Below are 21,834 nucleotides of genomic sequence, written 5' to 3'. Positions count from 1 at the left end.
CTTCGTATTCCATGTTTTCGTCCAGTTGTTCGGTGTGTTCGGATATGCCCCTCGCCTGCCCTGACCAAGGAGACCCTCCCCGATGACTGTTGACTCGAACTCGGAAGCACGGCTGGAACTGCCCAAACAGTCCAGTCTCGGGACAGCGGCTGCCCGTAACCTCGCCACCACGACCAAGTCCGCCCCGCAGATGCAGGAGATCACCTCCCGCTGGCTGCTGCGGATGCTCCCCTGGGTGGAGACCAAGGGCGGCGCCTACCGGGTCAACCGGCGCCTCGCCTACACCGTCGGGGACGGCAAGGTGGAGTTCGTCCAGGACGGCGCCGAGGTCCGGGTGATCCCCCAGGAGCTGGGCGAACTGGCCCTGCTGCGTGGCTTCGAGGACCTCGACGCGCTGACCGCCATCGCCGGCCGGTGCGTCCAGCGCGACTTCCGGGCGGGCGAGACGCTGGTCGAGCGTGGAGCTGCGGCGGACCGGATCCACCTCATCGCGCACGGCCGCGTCGGCCAGACCTCCGTGGGCAGTTACGGCGACGAGATCGCCCTGGACGTACTCGCGGACGGCGACCGGTTCGGGGACAACGCGCTGCTGGACGAGGACGCCCGGTGGGAGCAGACCGCTGTCGCCGAGACCTCGGGCACGCTGCTCACCCTGTCCCGCGCCGACTTCATGGCCGTGGTCGCCTCGGCCCCCGGCCTCCGCGACCACATCGAACAGTTCACCTCGCGCTCCCGCCAGGCCCAGAACCATCGCGGTGAGGCGGAGATCGCGATGTCGGCCGGCCACACCGGCGAGCACGCGCTGCCCGGCGCCTTCGCGGACTACGAGCTGAATCCGCGCGAGTACGAACTCTCGGTCGCCCAGACCATCCTGCGGATCCACACCAGGGTCGCGGACCTCTACAACGGGCCGATGAACCAGACCGAGGAACAGCTCAGGCTCACCATCGAGGCGCTGCGCGAGCGCCAGGAGCACGAGCTGATCAACAACCGGGAGTTCGGGCTGCTCCACAACGCCGACTTCAAGCAGCGCATCCAGCCGCACTCCGGCGCGCCGACCCCGGACGACCTGGACGAACTGCTCTGCCGCCGCCGCGGTTCCAAGTTCTTCCTCGCTCACCCCCGGACGATCGCGGCGATCGGGCGGGAATTCAACTCACGCGGGCTCTACCCGGACCATGTCGACCTCGGCGGCCAGCAGGTCCCGGCCTGGCGCGGGGTGCCGATCCTCCCCTGCAACAAGATCCCCGTCACGCAGGAGCGGACCAGCTCGATCCTCGTCATGCGTACCGGCGAGGAGAACCAGGGCGCGGTCGGCCTGCACCAGACGGGTCTGCCGGACGAGTACGAGCCGGGCCTCTCGGTCCGCTTCATGGGGCTCGACGAGAAGGCGATCACGTCCTACCTCGTCACCACCTACTATTCCGCGGCCATCCTCGTGCCGGACGCGGTCGGTGTGCTGGAGAACGTGCAGATCGCCAACTGGCCGAAGTAACCGGCCGGACCGCACCACGCGGTGCGGTGCGACGCCCCGGATCCGGCGGGCCGATCGCGCTCGCCGGGTACCCCTCGCCCGGAAGCCTCCGGACAACCGCCCACCCACCAAGGAGCCATGGATGCCCGCACCCGAGCTGCCACCTCCGCAGTCGAGCCTGCCGGAGGCCGCTTCCCGCTTCGGGGCTCACGTACTCGCCGAGGCCGCGTCCCGCGCCCGCGACATCGGCGCCGCCGCCGGGGGCCTGCCGCGCCCGCCGGTGCTGTCCGGTGCCGCCGCGCCCGCCCCGGCGGCACCGCCGAGCGTGATCCCGGCACCGTCGGCCGGAGCGTCGGCGCCCTCGGCCTCGGTATCCGTGCCCTCGGTACCGGCGCCGGGTGCCGGTTCGGGGCGGGTCCTGGGAGGGCCCACCGGCCTGGGCACCGCGAGCCTGCGCATGCTCCGGCGGGACGCGCCCCCCGCGCCCCCGGTAGCCACTGCGGAGGCCGGCGCGCAGGGAGGTGCGCAGGGAGGTGCGCAGGGCAAGGTGATCCCGGGCCTCTACTACCACCCGATCCCCGAGCCCGACCCGGTGCGGGTCGAGGAGGTCAGCCGGAGGATCAAGGCCTGGGCCCTGGACGAGGTCTCGCTGTATCCCGACGACTGGGAGGAGGAGTTCGACGGCTTCTCCGTCGGCCGCTACATGGTCGGCTGCCATCCGGACGCGCCCACCATCGATCACCTGATGCTGGCCACCCGTCTGATGGTGGCCGAGAACGCGGTGGACGACTGCTACTGCGAGGACCACGGCGGGTCGCCCGACGGCCTGGGCGAGCGGCTGCTGCTGGCGCACACCGCTCTCGACTCCCTGCACACCACCGCGGAGTACCAGCCGCAGTGGGCGGAGTCGCTCCACGCGGACGCGCCCCGGCGCGCCTACCGCTCCGCCATGGAGTACTTCGCCCGAGCCGCCGGCCCCTCCCAGGCGGACCGGCTCCGGCACGACATGGCCCGGCTGCACATGGGCTACCTCGCCGAAGCGGCCTGGGCACAGATGGACCACGTCCCGGAGGTGTGGGAGTACCTGGCGATGCGCCAGTTCAACAACTTCCGCCCCTGCCCCACCATCACCGACACCGTCGGGGGCTACGAACTCCCGGCGGACCTGCACGCGCAGCCGGCCATGCAGCAGGTCATCGCCCTGGCGGGAAACGCGACGACCATCGTGAACGACCTGTACTCGTACACCAAGGAGCTCAACGCGCCGGGCCGGCACCTGAACCTGCCGGTCGTGATCTCCGAACGTGAGGGGGTCTCCGACCGCGACGCCTATCTGAAGTCGGTCGAGATCCACAACGAGCTCATGCACGACTTCGAAACCGCCGCGGCGTCCCTGGTCGCGGAATCCCCCGTGCCGAGTGTGCAGCGCTTCCTGCGCGGCGTGGCCGCCTGGGTAGACGGCAATCACCACTGGCATCAGTCGAACACCTACCGCTACAGCTTGCCCGACTTCTGGTAAGAGAATGGATTCATCCGTGACCAACGCCGAACTCACCGCCACCGCCGGCTCCACCCGCGCGTCCGCCTCCCCCTCGCCGCGCATCCCCAGCCCCGCGACCCCGTACCAGGGAGACATCGCGCGCTACTGGGACGGCGAGGCCAGGCCCGTGAACCTGCGCCTGGGCGATGTCGACGGGCTCTACCACCACCACTACGGCATCGGTGAGATCGACACCGCCGCGCTCGCTGCCGCCGGGGACGGCGCGGGCGAGAAGGCGCTGATCTCCGAACTGCACCGGCTGGAGTCGGCGCAGGCCGAATACCTCCTGGGGCACCTCGGCGACATCGGGCGGGAGGACACCCTGCTGGACGCCGGCTGCGGCCGCGGGGGCTCGATGGTGATGGCGCACCAGCGCTTCGGCTGCAAGGTCGAAGGGGTCACGCTCTCCGCCAAGCAGGCCGAATTCGCCAACGGCCGGGCCCGCGAGCTCGGCCTTCAGGACCACGTCCGGGCCCGCGTCTGCAACATGCTCGCCACCCCGTTCGAGACCGGGTCCGCGGCGGCCTCGTGGAACAACGAGTCGAGCATGTACGTCGACCTCCACGACCTGTTCGCGGAGCACTCCCGTGTCCTGGAGGTCGGCGGCCGCTACGTGACCATCACCGGCTGCTGGAACCCCCGGTACGGCCAGCCGTCGAAGTGGGTCTCGCAGATCAACGCGCACTTCGAGTGCAACATCCACTCGCGCCGGGAGTACCTGCGCGCCATGGCCGACAACCGTCTGGTGCCGCAGACCATCATCGACCTCACCCCCGACACCCTCCCCTACTGGGAGCTGCGGGCCACGTCCTCGCTGGTGACGGGGATCGAGGACGCGTTCATCAACTCGTACAAGGACGGCTCTTTCCAGTACCTCCTCATCGCGGCGGACCGCGTCTGACCCGGCGCAGTCGTCCGCAGGACCCCCATCGGCACCGGCCGACGGGGGTTTCTCGCGTTTCGCGCCGGACCGGCACCGGCAACCGGGAGTGTCAGGGGGTGGCCGCGGACACGACGTACACGACGGGGGCCATCGGGTCGGTCATGTCGACGGTGATGTCCTGGGTGGGGCGCGGGTCCTTGTTGGTGTGCGTGGTTCCCGCCCACGCGACACCCTTGCCGAAGTACCAGCCCGCGACCTTCGTGTCGCGGGCGCCGACGGTGATCCTGCCCTCGGTCAGGGCCGCCCGGCCGGTACCGACGTTGGTCAGGAACCGGTCGAGGCCGTTGGACGACGTGCGGAACTGCACGTACATCCGGCTGGCCTTCCAGTTGTTCGTCTCGTAGTACTCGACGTCCTGGGCGTCCCAGGGGATGGGCACCTCGAAGATCCGGCGCAGCATCCGGGACGGCCAGCCCTCGCGCAGACCCTGCGCGGCGGCCTCCGCCGCCTTGTCCTGGCCGGAGCGGCGGCTCTGGCTCGCGGAGATCAGCAGATATCCGGCCGGGACGCCGATGAGCAGCACGATGATGGTCGCCGTGATCAGGCGCCGACGGATCGTTCTGCGCCGGTCCTCCGGCAGCCGCCCGTCGCCCTGCTCGGGCGGCGGGGACTGACGCGGCACGACGGGGTGCTCGGCTGCGTTCATGGCTCTGGGAGTCCCTAGGAAGTGCGGGTGTTGCGGGTGTTACGGATGGTGCTCGCCGCCTGGTCGTAGATCTGTGCGTACCTCTCGTACCGCTCGACGCGGCGGCGGTTGGTACGGCGGAACCTGCGGGCCACCAGTCTGGCGAGGTCGGCGGCGCCGACCATACCCGCCTCCGGGCCGAGCTGCGCCTTCGCGATCCGCGCCTCGGGTCGGTAGCCGCGGCCGGTGAGGTGGCGTTTGAAGGCGTCCCTGGCCGGTCCGATCAGCAGGTCGTCGGCGGCGCTGACGCCGCCTCCGATGACGAAGCAGGAGGGGTCGAGCGCGGCGGCCAGGTTGGCGATGCCGACGCCGAGCCACTGGCCGATGTCCTGGAGGAGTTCGATGCACATCGCATCGCCCTCGCGGGCCAGTTCGGTGATGAGCGGTCCGGTGATCTCGGGGATGTTGCCGTTGACCCGTTCGATGATTCCGTGGGCCACCGGGGAGTCCGCCGCGGCCAGTTCCCTGGCCTCCCGGACGAGTGCGTTGCCGGAGCTGTACTGCTCCCAGCAGCCTCGGTTGCCGCAGGGGCAGCGGTGGCCGCCTGGCACCACCTGCATGTGTCCGAACTCACCCGCTACGCCGTATTTGCCGCGCTTGACCTGACCGTCCTCCAGGATCGCGCCGCCGATGCCGGTGCCGAGCGTGATCATGACGAGGTGGTCCTCGCCGCGGCCCGCGCCGAAGCGCCATTCGGCCCAGGCGGCGGTGTTGGCGTCGTTGTCGACCATGACCGGGACGACCAGCCGGGAGGCGATGGCGTCGCGCAGGGGTTCGTCGCGCCAGGCGAGGTGCGGGGCGAACAGCACCTTGGACCGGTCCGCGTCGACCCAGCCGGCCGCGCCGATGCCCACCGCGTGCACGTCGTGCCGGTCCGAGAGGTCAAGGACCAGCTCGACGATGGTGTCCTCGACGACCTTGGGGCTCTTGGACTTGTCCGGCGTCTCGGTGCGCAGGGTCTCCAGGATGTTGCCGTCGGCGTCGACGACGCCGGCCATCACCTTCGTCCCCCCGATGTCGATGCCGACGGTGGGGACCCGGGGCGCGGTGAGGTGCGAGCGCCGCTCCCGGGTGCCTACGGTCCGCAGGACGGTGGCGCGGGCGGAGCCGCGGTGCGTGAAGTCGCGGTACGTGCTCATCGTCCCTGGGGGGTCGGGGGTGGCCGGGTCCGTGCTGATCCCGGCGGCGGGCGGCGCCCGTCGGCCCCGATTCTGCCACTGCCGGAGGAACGGGGCTGCCGGACGGGCGCTGCGGCCCGCCCGGACTACGGGGTGTCGTGCTTCGTCTCGGGGCCGCCCGACAGGTCGGGACCGGGGGTCCGCTCCAGCTCGTGGCTGAGCTCCTCCAGCTCGCTGCCGCCCGCCATCTGGCGGGTGAGCTCGTCCAGTGTGATGCTGCCCCGGGTGTGGCTGCCGGCCATCGCGCCGCGCTTGAGCAGCACGAAGCGGTCACCGACGAGGTACGCGTGGTGCGGGTTGTGCGTGATGAGGACCACGCCCAGTCCGGCGTCCCTGGCCGCCGCGACGTACTTGAGGACGACGCCGGACTGCTTGACGCCGAGCGCCGCGGTCGGCTCGTCCAGGACGAGCACCTTGGCGCCGAAGTGGACGGCCCGTGCGATGGCCACGCACTGGCGCTCGCCGCCGGACAGGGTGCCGATGGGCTGGTCGACGTCGCGCAGGTCGATGCCCATCCGCAGCAGCGCGGAGCGGGTCGTCTCGCGCATCAGCCGGACGTCGAGGCGCTTGAAGGGGCCCACGCCGGTCGTCGGCTCCGAGCCGAGGAAGAAGTTCCGCCAGACCGGCATCAGCGGGACGACGGCGAGGTCCTGGTAGACCGTGGCGATGCCCCGGTCCAGGGCGTCGCGCGGGTTGGCGAGGGTCGTCTCCTCGCCGTCCACGAGGAAGCTTCCGGCATCGTGCCGGTGCAGCCCCGCGATGATCTTGATGAGGGTGGACTTGCCGGCGCCGTTGTCGCCGAGGACGCAGGAGATCTCGCCCGCGTGCACCTGCAGCGAGACGTCCTCCAGCGCCTTGATGTTGCCGTAGTACTTGCTGACGTGGTCGAGCTCGACCAGCGCCCGCGGCGCGGTGTCCTTCGGCACGTCCGGTGCCTTGGGGGCCGTCATTTCGTCGCCTCCGCGCGCTTGCGTACCCATGCGTTGAGCAGGGTGGCCAGGAGCAGCATCGCTCCGAGGAAGAACTTGAACCAGTCCGGGTTCCACTCCGCGTACACGATGCCCTTGCTGGTCATGCCGAAGATGAAGGCGCCGACCGCCGAGCCGATGGCGGAGCCGTAGCCGCCGGTGATCAGGCAGCCGCCGATGACCGCCGCGATGATGTAGATCAGCTCGTTGCCGACACCCTCGCCGGACTGCACCACGTCATAGCTGAACAGCAGGTGCTGTCCGGAGACCCAGGCTGCGAAGGCGACCCCGAGGTAGAGCCCGATCTTCGTCCGGATCACCGGGACGCCGACCGCGCGGGCCGCGTCGGCGCCGCCGCCGACCGCGTAGATCCAGTTCCCGAAGCGGGTGCGGAGCAGGATCCAGGTGGCGACGGCGACGAGGACCGCCCACCACAGGATGGTCACCTTGAGCTCGACGCCGCCGACGGTCCAGTAGGAGGCGAAGAGCTTGCGGGCGGAGGGGAAGCCCTCCATGTTGCCGATGGTCTTCGTCGAGACCGTTTTGCTGATCAGCTTGGTGAAGCCGAGGTTCAGGCCGGTCAGCATCAGGAACGTACCGAGCGTGATGATGAAGCTCGGCAGTTTGGTACGGGTCAGCATGAAGCCGTTGAACGCGCCGATGGCGAGCGTGACCAGCAGCGAAACGAAGACGCCGCCCCAGACGTTCGCCGTCATCTGGTAGCTGAACATCGACGAGATCAGCGCGGAGCTGGTGACCATCACCCCCGCCGAGAGGTCGAACTCGCCGCCGATCATCAGCAGCGCCACCGGCGCGGCCATGATCCCGATGGTGGAGGCCGCGTACAGCACCGTGCCGAAGCTGGTGGCGCGCAGGAAGCTGTCGGCGACGATCGCGAAGAAGAGGAAGACGGCCAGCGCGCCGACGACCGAGCCCAGCTCGGGGCGGCCGAGCAGCTTGCGCAGCGGTGAGGTGCGCAGCAGCCGCTCGTCCGTCCCGGCGGGCGACGAGGATCCGGAGGCGGCGGTCATCGGGTTCCCCGGTCCGCGTACTCGGCGAGCTGGGCCGCGTCGGCGGAGGTGATGACCTGGGGGCCGGTGAGGACCGGGCGGCCGCCGCCGAGCACGTTGCGGTTGTAGCGGTAGAGCCAGAGCAGGTCGACGGCCTCGTACCCCTGGAGGTAGGGCTGCTGGTCGACGGCGAAGCCGAGGGTCTTGGCCTTCAGCTCCGCGGCGACCTTGGCGTTCAGGTCGAAGGTGTCGACCTCGGCCTTGCTGCCCGCCGTCTGCTTCGCCTTGACGGCGGCGTCCGCGAACGGCGCGCCGAGGGTGACGACCGCGTCGATGTCCTTGTCGGCCTGGAGCTTCGCCTCGATGGAGGCCTGGACGTCCGGCATGTTGGTGCCCTCGACGTACAGGTTCTGGATCTGGCCGTCGAAGGCCTTCTTCGCTCCGGCGCAGCGCTGCTCGTGGCCCACGTTGCCCTGCTCGTGCAGGATGCACAGGGCCTTCTTGCGGCCGCGCTTGTTGAGTTCCTCGCCGACGGCCTCGCCGGCGATGGACTCGTCCTGGCCGATGTGGGTGAGCGCGCCGAACTGCTTGGACTCCGCGACGCCCGAGTTGACCGTGATCACCGGGATGCCGGCCTTGGTGGCCTTGGCGACGACGTCCTTCATGGCGTCGGGCTTGGCGAGCGTGACGATCAGTCCGTCGACCTTCTTGTCGATGGCGGCCTGGACCAGCTGGGCCTGCTGCTGCGCCTCGTCGTTGTGCGAGTACAGGAAGTTGATGTTGTCCTTGTCCGCCGCCATCTTGGCGCCCTTCTGGACGATGTCCCAGAAGGTGTCGCCGTCGCCCGAGTGGGTGACCATGGCGAAGGTCCAGCGGGGCGTGTTCACCGCGGACCGGCCCTCGGCGGCGGACTGTGCCGCACGCTCCTCCGCCCGCTTGCCGCCGGTGCTGCTGCATCCCATGAGGGAAGCCCCGAGCACCGCCGCAAGCACGGCGCCCATCGCACGTACCCCTGTCCGAACCCTTGCCACGACTCCGTGCCCTTCTCGTGCTGCTCGTTGTGCTGCTGGTGGAGCCGGGGCCCGTACGGTCCCGGTCCGGCTGGGCAAGTATCCCCGAGCCGCCGCCGCCGTCACCCGGCAGGGCGCGGCGCGTGTGTCGGGACGGGGCGCGTACGGCGCCGGGGGCGGCCCGGTGCCTCCCCCGGCGCCGTACGAGAAGCCGGGAAGCCTCCGACACCGTACGGAAGTCGTGGGGCGCTGTCACCGTACGGGGCGGCGGGAATCGAAGGAGTGAGGCGGGGCCCCGGCGGGGCGGGTGCGGGCCGCACTCCGGCACTTGGCCGACTTTGTCAGGACATACAGTTGACAGCGTTGCCGGTGACCGGCACGTTGGGTCCATGCGCATCGGACTCATCGGCACCGGCCGGATCGGCTCCTTCCACGCGGGCGTGCTGTCCCGCCACCCCTCGGTGGACGCCCTGGTGGTGACGGACAAGGACCCGGCCCGCGCGGCGGAGGTCGCGCGCCGGACCGGAGCGGTCACCGCCGGCTCCGCCGCGGCGGTGTTCGACGCGGGCGTGGACGCCGTGGTGATCGCCTCGGCCACCGCGGCGCACGCCGAGCTGATCGGCCGGGCCGCCCGCGCCGGGGTGCCCGCGTTCTGCGAGAAGCCCGTCGCCCTCGACCTGGCGGGCACGCTGGCCGCGCTGCGCGAGACGCGGGAGGCCGGGAGCGTGCTCCAGCTCGGGTTCATGCGACGGTTCGACGCGGGGTACGTGGCGGCGCGCTCGGCCGTGCGCGGCGGGGAGCTCGGCCGGCTGCACACCGTGCGGACGGTGACCTCCGACCCGGCGCCGCCGCCCGCGGCCTACCTGCCGCTCTCCGGCGGGCTGTACCGGGACTGCCTGATCCACGACTTCGACATGGTTCGCTGGGTGACGGGCCGTGAGGTGGCCCGGGTGTACGCCACCGGCTCGGACGCCGGACCCGCGATGTTCCGCGAGGCCGGCGACGTGGACACCGCGGCGGCGCTGCTGACCCTCGACGACGGCACCCTCGTCACGGCGACGGCGACCCGCTGCAACGGCGCCGGGTACGACGTGCGGATGGAGCTCGCCGGGGAGCTGGACCAGCTCGCGGTCGGCCTGGACGACCGCACCCCGCTGACCTCCGCAGAACCGCAGGGCCCCGCCGCCCCGGCCAAGCCCTGGCCGGGGTTCCTGGAACGCTTCGCCCCGGCGTACGAGGCCGAGCTGGACGCCTTCGTCCGGCTGGTGCGGGGCGAGGCGGCCAATCCGTGCGACGGGCGGGAGGCCCTGCACGCGCTGCGGGTCGCGGAGGCGTGCGAGGTCTCGCGCCGGGAGCGCCGGCCGGTGGAGCTGGCGGAGATCCCCGGGGGCTGAGGGCGATCGCCCCGGGGCCTGAGGGCGGTCGCAGTGGTCACACGAAGGGGCACGTACAGGTCCGGCCGTCCTCACCACCGGACCGGCAGTGCCTCCGGCCCCCTGATGAGCATCCCCGTCCGCCAGGTCAGCGTGTCCGGATCGGTGTCGAGCGCCAGCTCCGGGCAGCGCTCCAGCAGTGATCCGACCGCCACCGCCGCCTCGATACGGGCCAGCGGCGCGCCCAGGCAGTAGTGGATCCCGTGGCCGAAGGCGACATGCCCCCGGGCGTCCCTGGTGATGTCGAACCGGTCCGGGTCCGGGTAGCGGTCCGGGTCGCGGTTGGCGTCGGCCATCGCGATCAGGACCAGCTCGCCGCCGCCCGGGACAACCGTGCCGCCGATGTCGAGCGGGCCGGTCGTGAAGCGGTACGTGGGGGTCTCGATCGGGCCCGCGTAACGCAGCATCTCCTCCACCGCGTTGTCGATCAGACCGGGGTCCGCCCGCAGCGCTTCGAGCTGCTCCGGGTGGGTGAGCAGGGCGAGCACCCCGTTGGAGATGAGGCTCACCGTGGTCTCGTGGCCTGCTACGAGCAACAGCCAGGCCATTCCCATCAGTTCATCGGCCGAGAGCCGGTCGCCGTCCTCGTCGGCCGTGTGGATCAGCGCGCTCATCAGGTCGTCGCCGGGCTGTTCGCGCTTGTCGTCGAGGAGCCCGGCCAGATAGCGGGACGTGTCGGCGGTCGCCGCGCTCCGCGCCGCCGCGTCGATGGAGGACACCGCGGTGTTGGACCACGCCCGGAAGGCCTGACGGTCCAGGAAGGGGACGCCGAGCAGTTCACAGATGACGGACATCGGCAGCGGGAACGCCAGTGACTCGACGAGGTCGGTACGGCGGCCGGGCAACGCCAGCATCGTGTCGAGCAGTTCGTCGGTCATTCGCCGCACACCCGGCAGGAGTTGCTGCATGCGGCGCGGCGTGAACTCCCGGGTGACCAGCTTGCGCAGCCGGGTGTGCACGGGTGCGTCCGTACTGAGCATGGACGTCCCGGAGGAGACCTTGCTCACGCCGAGGTCGGGCGAGGCCAGGGCCCACTGCTTGGAGAGCCGCTGGTCCGCGAGCGCGGCCCGGCCCTCCTCGTACCCGACGACGAGCCAGGCGGGCGCGCCCTCCGGGATACGGACCCGGTGGACGGGGCCGCGGGCCCGCAGCTCCGCGTACACGCTGTACGGGTCGCGGGTGAACCTGTCCCCCATCGCCCCGAGGTCGACTGCTTCTTCCGTGGTCAAGCCGGGCTCCTTCAGGACGACGCGGCATTCAGCACGGTGCCCTGGGCGACCGCGCACAGGGTTTCTGCCCCGCTCCCGTCCACGGTGAACAGATCGCAGCGCACCACCGCCTGCCGACGGCCGGAGTGGACGACGAAGGCGCGGGCGACGAGTCCGCCGCCGGTGGCGGGCCGCAGGTACTGGATCGAGAAGCCGCCGGTCAGCACGGCCGGGCCGAGTGCCGTTCCGGCGGCGAAGGTGAGCGCGTTGTCGGCGGCGTACGCGAGCACCCCGCCGTGCAGGAACCCGTTCTGCTGCTGGAGTTCCTCACGGCCGTCGATCTCCAGCGTGGCCCCGCCGTCCCCGAACGCGGTGATCCGCGCGCCGACGAGCCCGCTGAACGGCTGGCTGTCGAGCACCTTCTGGGCCATCTCCAGGTCGAGTCCGGTCATGACGGGTTCCTCTCTGTCTGCTGTCCTTCGGCGAGGCCTGCTGTCCCGCGGCGGGGTCCACTGTCCCGCGGCGAGCCCGCCTCACCAGCGCACGGGCAGCTTCCGCGTCCCCCGGATCAGCATGCCGGGCAGCCAGTCCGCTTCCCCGGCGTCCGGATCGAGCTCGAGTCCGGGGCACCGCTCCAGCAGCGCCCGGACCGCGATGCGGCCCTCCATCCGGGCCAGCGGCGCGCCCAGGCAGAAGTGCACCCCGTGCCCGAAGGCCAGGTGCCCCCGCGTGTCGCGGCGGATGTCGAAGCGGTCGGGTTCCGGGTAGCGGGCGGGGTCGCGGTCGGCGCCCGCGAGGATCACCAGGACCGTGTCACCGGCCGCTATGGCGGTGGAGCCGATCATGACGGGCTCCCTGGCGAACCTGAAGGTGGCGGCCTCCACCGGTCCGTCGTAGCGGAGCATCTCCTCGACCGCACCGTCGATCAGGCCGAAGTCAGCTTGCAAGGCGGCCAGTTGATCCGGATTCTCCAGCAGGGCCCGCATCCCGTTGGAGATCAGGTTGACCGTGGTCTCATGACCGGCGACGAGCAACAGGAAGGCCATGCCGACCAGTTCGTCGGACGACAGCGCGTCCTCGTCCTCGTACCGCGCGGCGATCAGCGCGCTCATCAGGTCGTCGCACGGCGAGCGGCGCTTGTTCTCGATCAGCCCGGCGAGATAGGCGCTCATGGCGCGGAACGCCCTGACCTCCTCCGCCGCGTTGACCGGAGAGACCACGCCGGTGGACAGCGCACGGAAGGCGTCCCGGTCCAGGTCGGGCACGCCGATGAGTTCGCAGATGACGGTGATGGGCAGCGGGAAGGCGAGGGCGTCCACGAGATCCGCCTGCCCGGCGGGCGCCATCGCGTCGAGCAGTCCGTCGGTGATCTCCTGCACGCGGGGCCGCATCGCCTCGATCCGGCGGGGCGTGAACTCCCGGGCGACCAGCTTGCGCAGTCGGGTGTGATCGGGTGCGTCCAGCTCCAGCATGTTGGCCCTGATCGGATCGCCTTCCATGCCCGCCTGGCCGGGCAGCGTCCGCCAGTCCTTGCCGAACCGCTGGTCGGCCAGGACGGCTCGCCCCTCCTCGTACCCGACGACGAGCCACACCCGGTCGAACTCGTCGGTCCTGGCGCAGTGCACCGGGCCCGCCGCGCGCATCTTCTCGTAGTACGGGTACGGATTCGCGGTGAAGTCCGCGACCCCGCGCAGGTCTACCTCGACATCGGACATGGGCCCACCCTCCCGGTCTGACTCGGTCCAGCCCCCCGGACCGGCCCGTTCAGCGTAGGGCGCCAGGTCAGGAGCCGACGGAGAGTTCAGGACAGCCCGGGGCCGTCGCCGTCGTCCAACAGGCCCGCATCGTGGACCAGCAGGGCGATCTGGACGCGGTTGTTGAAGTCGAACTTGGCCAGAATCCGTGACACCTGGGTCTTCACGGTGGCCACGCTCAGATAGAGTGCCGCGGCGATCTCGGCGTTGGAACGGCCGTGCCCGACGGCGATGGCCACCTCGCGTTCCCGTTCTGCGAGCGAGGCGAGCCGTCGGCGGGCCCCTTGCGCGCGGTCGGCCTTCTCGTCCCCGCCGGGGCCCGCGGCGCGGGCCATGAGCTGCCGGGTCACCGCGGGCGACAGGACCGGGTCACCGGCCGCCACCCGGCGCACCGAGTCGACGATCTGTCCGGGCGGGGTGTCCTTGAGCACGAAGCCGGCCGCTCCGGCACGGATCGCGCGCAGCACCTGTTCGTCGGCGTGGAAGGTGGTCAGGACGATGACCTCGGGTGCGTCCGGGCGGCCGCGCAGCACCTCGGTGGCGGTCAGCCCGTCCATGACCGGCATCCGGATGTCCATCAGGACGACGTCCGGGCGGAGCTGTTCGACGAGTCCGGGCGCCTCGCTGCCGTCGGCGCCCTCCCCCACGATGTCGATGTCGTCGGCGCCGCCGAGCATGAGGGTGAGCCCGGCACGTACGAGCGGGTCGTCGTCGACGATGAGGAGCCGGACGGGGCGTTCGGCGGGGGCGGGAGTCGGGGTGGTCATGACGGCCACGGTAGCCAAGCCCGGACCCCGAACCCGCCGCCAGGTTCCGGTCCGTGGTCGAGGCGGCCGCCGGCGAGGGTGGCCCGTTCGGTCAGCCCGATGAGCCCCTGCCCGGAGCCGGGCACCTGCTCGAAGGGCTCGGTGGGGGCCGGGTTGCGCACCTCGACGGTGATGCCCCGGCCCGGGCCGCCGCTGACCCTGACGGTGACCTCGGTGCCCGGTGCGTGCTTGCGGGCGTTGGTCAGGCCCTCCTGGGCGATGCGGTAGACGGTGCGGCCGGTGGCGGCGGGCGCCGCGTCCGGGTCTGCCAGGTCGTTGTCGAGGGCCACCTTCATCCCGGCCAGGCGGGATTCGGCGACCAGTGCGCCGAGGGTGGCGAGGGTGGGCTGCGGCCGGTCGCCCTCGCTGTCCCGTGGGCTGCGCAGCACCCCGATGATCTCGCGGAGGTCCTGGAGCGCCTCGTGCGCGCTGTCCCGGATGACTCCGGCGGCGCGGGCCACCTCTGCCGGGGGTGCGTCGGGCCGGAACTCCAGGGCTCCGGCGTGCACGGAGAGCAGGGTCAGCCGGTGGGCGAGGACGTCGTGCATCTCCCGGGCGATGTCCTCGCGGGCCAGCCGCTGGGCCTGCTCCGCGCGCAGTCCGGCCTCGGTCTCGGCGCGCCGGGCCCGTTCGCGCAGGGTGACGACGAGCTGGCGTCTGGAGCGTACGACCATGCCCCAGCTGAGCACCAGCAGGATCAGTAGGACGCCGATGACCGTGGACGCCGTGAACGAGGTGTTCGGGTCGGGGCGCAGGTAGGGCTGGAGCGGGGCGACGGCCAGGGCCCCCGCGCCGACGAAGGCGACGGGGCGGAACGGCCGGTGCACGGCCACGCTGAACAGGGCCACCAGCAGCGCCCCGGCCGCGACCGGTTCCACGGTGGAGAGCACCGTCAACGCCACCGCGAGGCCGACCGGCCACCGCCGCCGGACCCACAGCGCGCAGCAGGCGGCGGCGCCGGCCAGCGAGTCCACGAAGACGACGCCCTCGGGCGTGGTGGGGTCCGCCTCGATCGTCGCGATGGTCGCCAGGCCGATGCCCGCCGCGCAGAGGAACGCCGTGATGTCGACGATCCAGTCGCGCACGGTACGGCGGGATCGGGCGCCCCGGTCACCGGGCAGCTCGGGGTCGGCCATCGCCGAGGGCAGCAGCCAGGGGTACTCCGTACGCGTCATATCGACAAAGCTACGCAGTGGAATGAGGGCCTCCGGCGGTTCGGGGCCGGGAGGCGACCAAAGTCGCGGAACGGAAGACTTTCGGACGAGCGGCCCGGACCACCGGCCGATGCGGCGGCGGTGCCCGGCGCGCCAGGCTCACTCCCATGAAGAGACTCTGCGAGACGGTCGGCTTCCTGGTGTTCGCCCAAGGGGCCGCGGGGCTGCTCCACGAATGGTTCGGCTGGTTCCACTTCATCGGCCTGGTGCAACGGCTGCCGTTCGTCGGCGACTACTCGTTGTTCGTCAGCATCGTGCTGGTGGTGGCGGGGATCGCCGTCATGATCGCGTCGGACTCGGTCAAGGAGTAGCCGGGGCCGCGCCGCGGCGCCCCCAGGCGGTCCCCGCGAGCACCAGGACCGCGCCCGCCGCTCCGAGGACGCCGAGGCGTTCGCCGCCGATCGCGATGCCGACGGCGGCGGCCCAGAGCGGTTCCGTACCGAGCAGCAGGCTGACCCGGGACGGCGAGGTGCGGCGTACGGACCACATCTGCACGAAGAACGCGAAGAGCGTGCAGAAGACCGACAGGAAGAGCAGCCCGCCCCACTCGCGGACACCGAATCCGGCGGCGACCGACCACGGCGACTCGCCGGTGCCGGGGACGGCGGCCAGAGCTGCGAAGACGGCGACCGCGCTGCCGAGCTGGACGGTGGTCAGCGACAGCGAGTCCGCAGACCGGACGGACCTGATGCGCGCCATGAGCAGTACGTGGAGGGTGCGGGCCAGGGCGGCGACGAGCATCAGCAGATCGCCCCCGGAGGGGCTGGTGAATCCGCTGCCCTGGGTCAGCAGCACCACACCGGCCACGGAGAGCCCGGCCGCGGCGAGGAAGCTCCCGGCCGGCCGGACGCGGGTCGCCGCGGCTTCCGCGAGCGGGGTGAAGACCATGGTGAGGCTGATGATGAGCCCGGCGTTGGTCGCCGAGGTGTGGACGATGCCGTACGTCTCCACCAGGAAGATCCCGCTGAGCACCAGGCCCAGCAGCCCCGCGCCCCGCCACTGCGCCGCGGTCAGCGCCGACAGCCTGCGCCGTCCGGCGACCACCAGGACGGGCAGCACGACGGCGAACCTCAGCACCAGGACGGCGATGACGGTCTGCGCCGTGGTGATGCCCTTGGCCGCCAGGTAGCTGGAACCCCAGACGACGGCGACCAGCAGGACGGGCAGATCGGTGAGCCACGCCCGGCGCGGCGGGGCGAGGGCGGGAACGGCGATCGAGGACACCCGGATCTCCTGGTTCTCCACAGGCAGGATGCGGAGACCTCACTGGCTCGCACGCGGAACGATCACCGTACCGGTCGCCCTCCTACAATGGCGAGCCCCGGGACCGGTCCGACGTCGGCCGCCCCGCACCCCACCGAGCACGGAGTCGCCAGATGGCGGGAGCACGCCAGGACGGAAGGGTCGAACGGGGCAACCGCACCCGGCAGCTGGTGCTCGCGCACGCTGCGGCGGTCGCGTCGGTGGAGGGCCTCGAAGGCCTCTCGCTCGGTCGGCTCGCGACCGAGCTCCGGCTGAGCAAGAGCGGCGTGTTCGCCCTCTTCGGCTCCAAGGAAGAGCTCCAGCTGGCCACCGTGCGAGCCGCCGCCGCGGTGTACGACGAGCATGTCGTGCAGCCGGTACGGGCCGTTCCGGCCGGGCTGGGGCGGATCCGGGAGCTGTACGAGCGCTGGATCGCGTACTCGGAGCAGCGGGTGTTCCCCGGGGGCTGCTTCTTCTACGCGGCCATCGCGGAGTTCGACGCGCGCGAGGGCCCGGTGCACGACGCGATCGTGGCCGCGCAGTCCGGCTGGGTCGCCTTCGTGGAGCGGCGGATCGAGGAGGCGCGGGTGCTGGGCGAGATCCGGGCGGACTGCGATGCGGCCCAGCTGGCCTTCGAGATCATCGCGTTCCTGGAGCTGGCCAACGGCGACTCGGTGCTCCGGAGGAGCTCCGAGGGCTACACGAGGGCGGCGCGCGCGATCCTGGAGCGGCTGCGGGCGGTGGCGACGGACGCCTCCTCACTGCCCGGCACCGCGTAGCACCGGCGCACCTGCTGTCTGTCCGGCGGCGGCCCGCTCGAAACTAATAGCACGATCGTTCGTTCAGCTGTATGGTCGCGGTGATCCGTCGCGGAACTCCGCGACGGCCCGGCCGGACCACGCAGGGGGAAGGACAGCCCGTGCCGCACATCCTCTGGAGCACGCACTGGCGGGGCGGCCCCGCCGCCAGGACCGTGGAACCGGGGACCGAAGTGGTCGTCGGCGTCACCGAGTTCGTCACTCACCGCCCCTGGAGCACACCGTCCGTCGGGACCGCGGGCATGCGACTGCGCCGCACCTGGCCGGCGACCCCGGGCGCGGTCGGCATGTGGCTGTGGGTGGACGTGGGCCCCCGGATGAACCGTTCCGGGTCCATCACCGTCTGGACCGCCCACGAACACCTGATGGACTTCGTCGCCCGCCCCGACCACCGGCGGATCGTCCACGCCCACCGGGACCGGGGCACCCTGCGTTCCGCCACCTGGACGGCCCCGTTCACCTCCCCCGCCGCGCTCCGTGAATCCGCCTGGCGGCTGGTGTCCGGAGCGGCACCGTGGCCGACGACACCGACCTGACCTTCCAACACCACCAGGACCACCTGAACCCGCTGTACCGCCCGACGAAGGGAACCCCGACCGTGGACATCGTCCAGCTCGACCGGATCGCAGTGCTGGAATCCGTGCGCGTCGTGCGCAGCGCGGGCCCCGGCGACTGGGACCGCCCCTCCCCCTGCTCCGGCTGGACGTTGCGCCGCCTCGTCGAGCACATGGGTGCCCAGCACCTCGGGTTCGCCGCCGCCGCGCGGGGTCAGGGGGCCGGTGCGGCCGTCTGGCGGACCCGTTCGTACGCGGACGATCCGGCCGCCCGGTACCGCGAGGCGGCCGATGTGGTGCTGGACGCGTTCGCCGAACCGGACGTGCTGGAGCGGCGGTTCGCGCTTCCGGAGATCAACGCCTCCGCGACGTTCGCCGCATCCACCGCGATCGGGTTCCACTTCATCGACTACGTCGTGCACTCCTGGGACGCGGCGGCCTCCCTCGGGCTGCGGACCGGCTTCCCTGCGGACGTCGTCGAGGCCGCACTGCCCATCGCCCTGCGCGTCCCCGGCGGCGAGGCGCGCGTGCGGCCGGGTACGGCCTTCCGGCCCGCCCTGCCGGCCGGTGGGGCGGCGGGGTCCGGCAGCGCGGACGCCTTCCGGCTCGTGCTGTCGGCGCTCGGCCGTTCGCCGGACTGGAGCCCGCCGCACGGCGGCTGACCGCGCGGGCCGTTCACGTACCGGTCGTTATCTGCCGGTCGTGCCGGTCGTTATCGGCTGATCGTGCCGGTCGTTCACGTGCCGTCGGGGATGGAGCCGAACTCGGCCCGGCCGGTGGGCCGGTAGGTGTTGATCGCGATGCCGTTGGGCGTCGTGCGGGCGCCGGTCAGCTCGAAGGCCGTCGGCAGTCCGCCGTCCGTGAACAGCCGCTTGCCGGCGCCGAGCACGACCGGGTGGACCAGCAGGTTGTACTCGTCGATCAGGCCGTGCGCCATCAGGGACCGGGCGAGCACACCACTCCCGTAGATCTGCACCTCGCCTCCCTGCGTGCGCTCCTTGATCCGGGCGATCTCCGCGGCGACATCGGTGGAGATCACGGTGGTGTTCTCCCAGTCGGCCTTCTCCAACGTGGTCGAGACGACGTACTTGGGGTACCGGTTGAGCCGGCCGGCGATCGGATTGTCCGGATCGGTGATCTCCGGCCAGTACCCCGCGAAGATGTCGTAGGTACGCCTGCCCAGCAGGAAGGCCGCCGAGCGGTCGAACAACTCCGCGACGAACCGCCCGCTGTCCTCGTCGATGACCGGGGCCTGCCAGCCGCCGTACTCGAATCCTCCGCTCGGGTCCTCCTCGGGGGCGCCGGGGCCCTGCATGACGCCGTCGAGGGTCAGAAAGGTGATGAGGGTCAGCTTCGCCATGGTCCTGCTCCTTCAAGGCTCGGGAATGGCCGCGCATTCCGCTTCCATCTGTTCTGACCCCCGCGCGGGCCGCAACTCATCGGCCGGCCGGCCGACGTAGCGGAGTGTGCGTCCGTTTACCGCCGGTCTCCGGTCCGCGGAAGAACTTTCCTTGTCCCTGTCAGCCAACCGGCGACACCACCACCGGCAACCGGACAGGACCCCTGATGAACAGCACGAGCACCAGCAGCACCGGCTCCGACCGCGTCGCACTCGTCACCGGCGGCAGCCGCGGCATCGGCGCCGCGACCGCCCTGCGGCTCGCCCGGGACGGCGCCGATGTGGCGCTGACCTACGCCAGGGACGAGGCCGCCGCCCAGGAGACCGTGCGGAGGATCGAGGCGTGCGGCCGCCGCGCGGTCGCCCTGCGCGCCGATTCGGCCGATCCGGAGGCCGTCCCCGCGGCGGTGCACCGGACGGCGGAGGAGTTCGGCCGGCTCGACGTCCTGGTCAACAACGCGGGCATCGGCGTCCTCGGCCCCATCGGCACCCTCAGCACCGCCGATGTGGACCGGGTACTCGCGGTCAACGTGCGGGCCGTGTTCCTGGCCTGCCGGGCGGCGGCCGAAGTGATGGAGCGCGGCGGCCGCATCATCACCCTCGGTACGGCCCTGAGCCGGTTCGCGGGCGGACCGGGCGGCACGCTCTACGCGATGAGCAAGTCGGCGCTGTCGGGACTCACCAAGCCGCTCGCCCGCGAGCTCGGCCCGCGCGGGATCACCGTCAACCTGGTCCAGCCCGGTCCTGTGGACACCGATCTCAACCCGGCCGACGGCCCGTTCGCCGCCGGGCAGCGGGCCGCGACCGCGCTGGGCCGGTTCGGCACGGCCGGTGAGGTGGCCTCGCTCATCACCTACCTGGCCGGTGCCGAGGCCGCGTACATCACCGGAACCGAGGTCGTGGTGGACGGTGGCCACGCCGCCTGAGTTCCGTGGCAGGGTGGGCGGACGATTTCCGTCCGTCCACCCACCCGTCCGCCCATCCGTCCATCCGTCCATCCGTCCGGGGGAGGCACCCATGTTCTGGTCACGAGGGTCACGCGAGTCACAGGGGTCGCAGAGGTCGAACGACGCGTACGAACACCCGCTGTACGAGGAGTTCGGCTTCACCATCGCCCGGCGCGGATACGACCGCGATCAGGTCGACGCCTACATCACCCGGCTCCGCGGCGGCACCCCGCCGTCCGAAGTCGCGGCCTTCGAGCTCGTCCGCCGAGGCTACGAGCGGAGCCGGGTGGACGAGGTCATCGCACAGTTGCGTCGCGAGGCCAACCGGGAGAAGTGAGCCGGGCAGACCTAGGCTGGCCGGGCAGGCAGCCGTCCGACGAGAGGAACCGACCATGACCGAGACCCCGTCGCGCAAGCTGAACGACGGCCGAACCGTGCCCTCGGTCGGGCTCGGCACCTGGCCGCTGGACGACGACGCGGCCGAGGAAGCCGTCGCCGGGGCCCTGGGCCTCGGCTACCGGCTCGTCGACACCGCGCTGAACTACGGCAACGAGACCGGCACCGGGCGCGGGATCGCCCGCAGCGGGGTGGACCGGGAGGACGTCTTCGTCACCACCAAGGTGCCGGGCCGCCACCAGGGGTACGAGAAGACGCTGGCCTCGTTCGAGGAGTCCCGGCGCAACCTCGGCCTCTCCTACGTGGACCTCTATCTCATCCACTGGCCGCTGCCCCGCGTCGATCTGTACGTGGACACCTGGAAGGCTATGATCCGGCTCCGCGAGGAGGGGCTCGTACGGTCGATCGGGGTCTCCAACTTCACCGCGGACCACTTGGACCGGCTGGAGCGGGAGACGGGGGTGCTGCCCGCCGTCAACCAGATCGAGATGCATCCGCGGCTGCCGCAGGAGGAGCTGCGGGCCGTGCACGCCGCCAAGGGCATCGTCACGGAGAGCTGGAGCCCGCTGGGGCGGGGCCGCGACCTGCTGGCCGACCCCGGTCCCGTCGCCGTCGCGCGGGCGCACGGGGTGACGCCGGGACAGGCGGTGCTGCGCTGGCACACCCAGCTCGGGGCCGTCCCGATCCCGAAGAGCGCCGATCCGGGACGGCAGCGCGAGAACCTGGACCTCTTCGGCTTCGAGCTGACGGCCGGGGAGCTGGAGCGCATCGCGGCCGGGCCGCGGCAGCGGTTCGGCGGGGACCCCGAGACCCACGAGGAGTTCTGAGCGGCCGGGCGGGCCCGGCGCGCGGGCCTTGGCTCGCGCGGACCGGCCTCCTGGCCCGGTTCAGCTCGTACGCGGCTGGAGCTCGGCCATCCGGGACCAGCCCTCGCCGGGTACCTCGACGTTGATGATCTCGGGTGTCTCCGCCACCAGGTCCGCCATCCGGTCCATGGCCGCGGCGAAGTGCTCGGACTGCACATGGGCCGCACCCGCCTCGGCGGAGGCGAACGCCTCCAGCAGTACGAACTGGTCCGGGTTCTCGACACTGGACGACCAGTCGAAGAACACGTTGCCCGGCTCCCGGCGGGTGGCGACGGTGAAGTCCTCGACGGCCGGGAGCCAGTTGTCGCGCTCGGTGCTGCGGACGGTGAACCTGACTGCGATGAAGATCATGACGACTCCTGCTCGGGCGTGCGGCAACCCGGCCAGGC

The 21,834-nt window shown here is 71.6% G+C and carries 24 protein-coding genes; 11 read left to right on the top strand and 13 right to left on the bottom strand.

What is annotated here, in order from left to right; all coding sequences use genetic code 11:
- The first annotated feature begins 82 nt into the window (after positions 1 to 82).
- The 3 genes from OG892_RS33150 to OG892_RS33140 all read left to right on the top strand — a co-directional run bounded on the left by OG892_RS33150 (position 83) and on the right by OG892_RS33140 (position 3,915).
- Positions 83 to 1,495, top strand: a complete 1,413-nt coding sequence (locus OG892_RS33150) for a family 2B encapsulin nanocompartment shell protein (protein ID WP_371630998.1) — start codon at positions 83 to 85, stop codon at positions 1,493 to 1,495.
- Positions 1,496 to 1,616: 121 nt separating this feature from the next.
- Entirely contained in the window at positions 1,617 to 2,993 is a 1,377-nt protein-coding gene (locus tag OG892_RS33145) for a family 2 encapsulin nanocompartment cargo protein terpene cyclase (RefSeq protein WP_371630997.1), read from the top strand.
- A 16-nt stretch (positions 2,994 to 3,009) separates the two neighbouring features.
- The gene (locus OG892_RS33140) at positions 3,010 to 3,915 is read left to right on the top strand and encodes a geranyl diphosphate 2-C-methyltransferase (RefSeq protein WP_073735106.1); all 906 of its coding nucleotides are present in this window, start codon (positions 3,010 to 3,012) and stop codon (positions 3,913 to 3,915) included.
- A gap of 91 nt (positions 3,916 to 4,006) precedes the next feature.
- Here the strand turns inward: OG892_RS33140 and OG892_RS33135 are convergent, their stop codons facing one another.
- The 5 genes from OG892_RS33135 to OG892_RS33115 form a co-directional block, all read right to left on the bottom strand.
- Positions 4,007 to 4,603: a hypothetical protein gene (locus tag OG892_RS33135; protein WP_073735105.1), complete on the bottom strand. Its 597-nt coding sequence runs from the start codon at positions 4,601 to 4,603 to the stop codon at positions 4,007 to 4,009.
- A 14-nt stretch (positions 4,604 to 4,617) separates the two neighbouring features.
- Positions 4,618 to 5,781: an ROK family glucokinase gene (locus tag OG892_RS33130; protein ID WP_073735104.1), complete on the bottom strand. Its 1,164-nt coding sequence runs from the start codon at positions 5,779 to 5,781 to the stop codon at positions 4,618 to 4,620.
- A 125-nt stretch (positions 5,782 to 5,906) separates the two neighbouring features.
- Complete coding sequence (locus tag OG892_RS33125; protein WP_371630996.1) at positions 5,907 to 6,770, bottom strand: ATP-binding cassette domain-containing protein; 864 nt, start codon at positions 6,768 to 6,770, stop codon at positions 5,907 to 5,909.
- Positions 6,767 to 7,819, bottom strand: a complete 1,053-nt coding sequence (locus tag OG892_RS33120; RefSeq protein ID WP_371630995.1) for an ABC transporter permease — start codon at positions 7,817 to 7,819, stop codon at positions 6,767 to 6,769. The genes OG892_RS33125 and OG892_RS33120 overlap by 4 nt, the downstream gene beginning before the upstream one ends.
- Positions 7,816 to 8,799: a sugar ABC transporter substrate-binding protein gene (locus OG892_RS33115; protein WP_073735101.1), complete on the bottom strand. Its 984-nt coding sequence runs from the start codon at positions 8,797 to 8,799 to the stop codon at positions 7,816 to 7,818. The genes OG892_RS33120 and OG892_RS33115 overlap by 4 nt, the downstream gene beginning before the upstream one ends.
- A gap of 398 nt (positions 8,800 to 9,197) precedes the next feature.
- On the opposite strand from OG892_RS33115, the gene OG892_RS33110 reads away from it, so the two are divergent.
- Positions 9,198 to 10,202 (top strand): Gfo/Idh/MocA family oxidoreductase, encoded by a 1,005-nt coding sequence (locus OG892_RS33110; protein ID WP_371630994.1) that lies wholly within the window; start codon positions 9,198 to 9,200, stop codon positions 10,200 to 10,202.
- Positions 10,203 to 10,273: 71 nt separating this feature from the next.
- Here the strand turns inward: OG892_RS33110 and OG892_RS33105 are convergent, their stop codons facing one another.
- The 5 genes from OG892_RS33105 to OG892_RS33085 form a co-directional block, all read right to left on the bottom strand.
- Positions 10,274 to 11,470, bottom strand: a complete 1,197-nt coding sequence (locus OG892_RS33105; protein ID WP_371630993.1) for a cytochrome P450 — start codon at positions 11,468 to 11,470, stop codon at positions 10,274 to 10,276.
- Positions 11,471 to 11,481: 11 nt separating this feature from the next.
- Positions 11,482 to 11,901, bottom strand: a complete 420-nt coding sequence (locus tag OG892_RS33100) for a PaaI family thioesterase (protein WP_371630992.1) — start codon at positions 11,899 to 11,901, stop codon at positions 11,482 to 11,484.
- An 81-nt stretch (positions 11,902 to 11,982) separates the two neighbouring features.
- The gene (locus OG892_RS33095) at positions 11,983 to 13,164 is read right to left on the bottom strand and encodes a cytochrome P450 (protein ID WP_073735097.1); all 1,182 of its coding nucleotides are present in this window, start codon (positions 13,162 to 13,164) and stop codon (positions 11,983 to 11,985) included.
- Between the two features lie 86 nt (positions 13,165 to 13,250).
- Entirely contained in the window at positions 13,251 to 13,970 is a 720-nt protein-coding gene (locus OG892_RS33090; RefSeq protein ID WP_073735219.1) for a response regulator transcription factor, read from the bottom strand.
- Positions 13,967 to 15,184: a histidine kinase gene (locus tag OG892_RS33085; RefSeq protein WP_328864815.1), complete on the bottom strand. Its 1,218-nt coding sequence runs from the start codon at positions 15,182 to 15,184 to the stop codon at positions 13,967 to 13,969. Before OG892_RS33085 ends, OG892_RS33090 begins: the two co-directional genes overlap by 4 nt.
- Before the next feature lie 146 nt (positions 15,185 to 15,330).
- Here OG892_RS33085 and OG892_RS33080 point away from each other — a divergent pair, with 146 nt between their 5' ends.
- On the top strand, positions 15,331 to 15,534 hold the full coding sequence (locus OG892_RS33080; protein ID WP_073735095.1) for a hypothetical protein: 204 nt from the start codon (positions 15,331 to 15,333) through the stop codon (positions 15,532 to 15,534).
- Here the strand turns inward: OG892_RS33080 and OG892_RS33075 are convergent.
- The gene (locus tag OG892_RS33075; protein WP_371631730.1) at positions 15,524 to 16,447 is read right to left on the bottom strand and encodes a DMT family transporter; all 924 of its coding nucleotides are present in this window, start codon (positions 16,445 to 16,447) and stop codon (positions 15,524 to 15,526) included. The two genes, OG892_RS33080 and OG892_RS33075, sit on opposite strands and share 11 nt — an antisense overlap.
- A gap of 152 nt (positions 16,448 to 16,599) precedes the next feature.
- Here OG892_RS33075 and OG892_RS33070 point away from each other — a divergent pair, with 152 nt between their 5' ends.
- The 3 genes from OG892_RS33070 (at position 16,600) to OG892_RS33060 (ending at position 18,499) form a co-directional block, all read left to right on the top strand.
- Entirely contained in the window at positions 16,600 to 17,244 is a 645-nt protein-coding gene (locus OG892_RS33070; RefSeq protein WP_073735094.1) for a TetR/AcrR family transcriptional regulator, read from the top strand.
- Positions 17,245 to 17,384: 140 nt separating this feature from the next.
- On the top strand, positions 17,385 to 17,819 hold the full coding sequence (locus OG892_RS33065; protein WP_371630991.1) for a hypothetical protein: 435 nt from the start codon (positions 17,385 to 17,387) through the stop codon (positions 17,817 to 17,819).
- Entirely contained in the window at positions 17,798 to 18,499 is a 702-nt protein-coding gene (locus OG892_RS33060; RefSeq protein WP_371630990.1) for a TIGR03086 family metal-binding protein, read from the top strand. Before OG892_RS33065 ends, OG892_RS33060 begins: the two co-directional genes overlap by 22 nt.
- A gap of 74 nt (positions 18,500 to 18,573) precedes the next feature.
- Here OG892_RS33060 and OG892_RS33055 read toward each other — a convergent pair whose 3' ends face one another.
- Positions 18,574 to 19,197: a dihydrofolate reductase family protein gene (locus tag OG892_RS33055; protein WP_371630989.1), complete on the bottom strand. Its 624-nt coding sequence runs from the start codon at positions 19,195 to 19,197 to the stop codon at positions 18,574 to 18,576.
- Between the two features lie 206 nt (positions 19,198 to 19,403).
- Between OG892_RS33055 and OG892_RS33050 the strand changes: the two genes are divergently transcribed.
- The 3 genes from OG892_RS33050 (at position 19,404) to OG892_RS33040 (ending at position 21,406) form a co-directional block, all read left to right on the top strand.
- Complete coding sequence (locus OG892_RS33050; RefSeq protein ID WP_371630988.1) at positions 19,404 to 20,162, top strand: 3-oxoacyl-ACP reductase family protein; 759 nt, start codon at positions 19,404 to 19,406, stop codon at positions 20,160 to 20,162.
- 91 nt (positions 20,163 to 20,253) lie between these two features.
- A complete protein-coding gene (locus OG892_RS33045; protein ID WP_371630987.1) occupies positions 20,254 to 20,520 on the top strand; it encodes a hypothetical protein in 267 nt (88 codons plus the stop codon).
- Positions 20,521 to 20,575: 55 nt separating this feature from the next.
- Positions 20,576 to 21,406, top strand: a complete 831-nt coding sequence (locus OG892_RS33040) for an aldo/keto reductase (protein ID WP_371630986.1) — start codon at positions 20,576 to 20,578, stop codon at positions 21,404 to 21,406.
- A gap of 60 nt (positions 21,407 to 21,466) precedes the next feature.
- Here OG892_RS33040 and OG892_RS33035 read toward each other — a convergent pair whose 3' ends face one another.
- Complete coding sequence (locus OG892_RS33035; RefSeq protein ID WP_073735088.1) at positions 21,467 to 21,796, bottom strand: putative quinol monooxygenase; 330 nt, start codon at positions 21,794 to 21,796, stop codon at positions 21,467 to 21,469.
- Positions 21,797 to 21,834 lie beyond the last annotated feature (38 nt).

This window comes from Streptomyces sp. NBC_00341 (assembly GCF_041435055.1).
Classification (GTDB): domain Bacteria; phylum Actinomycetota; class Actinomycetes; order Streptomycetales; family Streptomycetaceae; genus Streptomyces.
This window is presented reverse-complemented; position numbering and strand designations above follow the sequence as displayed.

Bases quoted from the DNA above. Each gene is read 5' to 3' on its own strand.
- OG892_RS33150 (WP_371630998.1), top strand. From the start codon at position 83: ATGACTGTTGACTCGAACTCGGAAGCACGGCTGGAACTGCCCAAACAG.
- OG892_RS33145 (WP_371630997.1), top strand. From the start codon at position 1,617: ATGCCCGCACCCGAGCTGCCACCTCCGCAGTCGAGCCTGCCGGAGGCC.
- OG892_RS33135 (WP_073735105.1), bottom strand. From the start codon at position 4,603: ATGAACGCAGCCGAGCACCCCGTCGTGCCGCGTCAGTCCCCGCCGCCC.
- OG892_RS33130 (WP_073735104.1), bottom strand. From the start codon at position 5,781: ATGAGCACGTACCGCGACTTCACGCACCGCGGCTCCGCCCGCGCCACC.
- OG892_RS33125 (WP_371630996.1), bottom strand. From the start codon at position 6,770: ATGACGGCCCCCAAGGCACCGGACGTGCCGAAGGACACCGCGCCGCGG.
- OG892_RS33120 (WP_371630995.1), bottom strand. From the start codon at position 7,819: ATGACCGCCGCCTCCGGATCCTCGTCGCCCGCCGGGACGGACGAGCGG.
- OG892_RS33115 (WP_073735101.1), bottom strand. From the start codon at position 8,799: ATGGGCGCCGTGCTTGCGGCGGTGCTCGGGGCTTCCCTCATGGGATGC.
- OG892_RS33110 (WP_371630994.1), top strand. From the start codon at position 9,198: ATGCGCATCGGACTCATCGGCACCGGCCGGATCGGCTCCTTCCACGCG.
- OG892_RS33100 (WP_371630992.1), bottom strand. From the start codon at position 11,901: ATGACCGGACTCGACCTGGAGATGGCCCAGAAGGTGCTCGACAGCCAG.
- OG892_RS33095 (WP_073735097.1), bottom strand. From the start codon at position 13,164: ATGTCCGATGTCGAGGTAGACCTGCGCGGGGTCGCGGACTTCACCGCG.
- OG892_RS33090 (WP_073735219.1), bottom strand. From the start codon at position 13,970: ATGACCACCCCGACTCCCGCCCCCGCCGAACGCCCCGTCCGGCTCCTC.
- OG892_RS33085 (WP_328864815.1), bottom strand. From the start codon at position 15,184: ATGACGCGTACGGAGTACCCCTGGCTGCTGCCCTCGGCGATGGCCGAC.
- OG892_RS33080 (WP_073735095.1), top strand. From the start codon at position 15,331: ATGAAGAGACTCTGCGAGACGGTCGGCTTCCTGGTGTTCGCCCAAGGG.
- OG892_RS33070 (WP_073735094.1), top strand. From the start codon at position 16,600: ATGGCGGGAGCACGCCAGGACGGAAGGGTCGAACGGGGCAACCGCACC.
- OG892_RS33055 (WP_371630989.1), bottom strand. From the start codon at position 19,197: ATGGCGAAGCTGACCCTCATCACCTTTCTGACCCTCGACGGCGTCATG.
- OG892_RS33050 (WP_371630988.1), top strand. From the start codon at position 19,404: ATGAACAGCACGAGCACCAGCAGCACCGGCTCCGACCGCGTCGCACTC.
- OG892_RS33045 (WP_371630987.1), top strand. From the start codon at position 20,254: ATGTTCTGGTCACGAGGGTCACGCGAGTCACAGGGGTCGCAGAGGTCG.
- OG892_RS33040 (WP_371630986.1), top strand. From the start codon at position 20,576: ATGACCGAGACCCCGTCGCGCAAGCTGAACGACGGCCGAACCGTGCCC.
- OG892_RS33035 (WP_073735088.1), bottom strand. From the start codon at position 21,796: ATGATCTTCATCGCAGTCAGGTTCACCGTCCGCAGCACCGAGCGCGAC.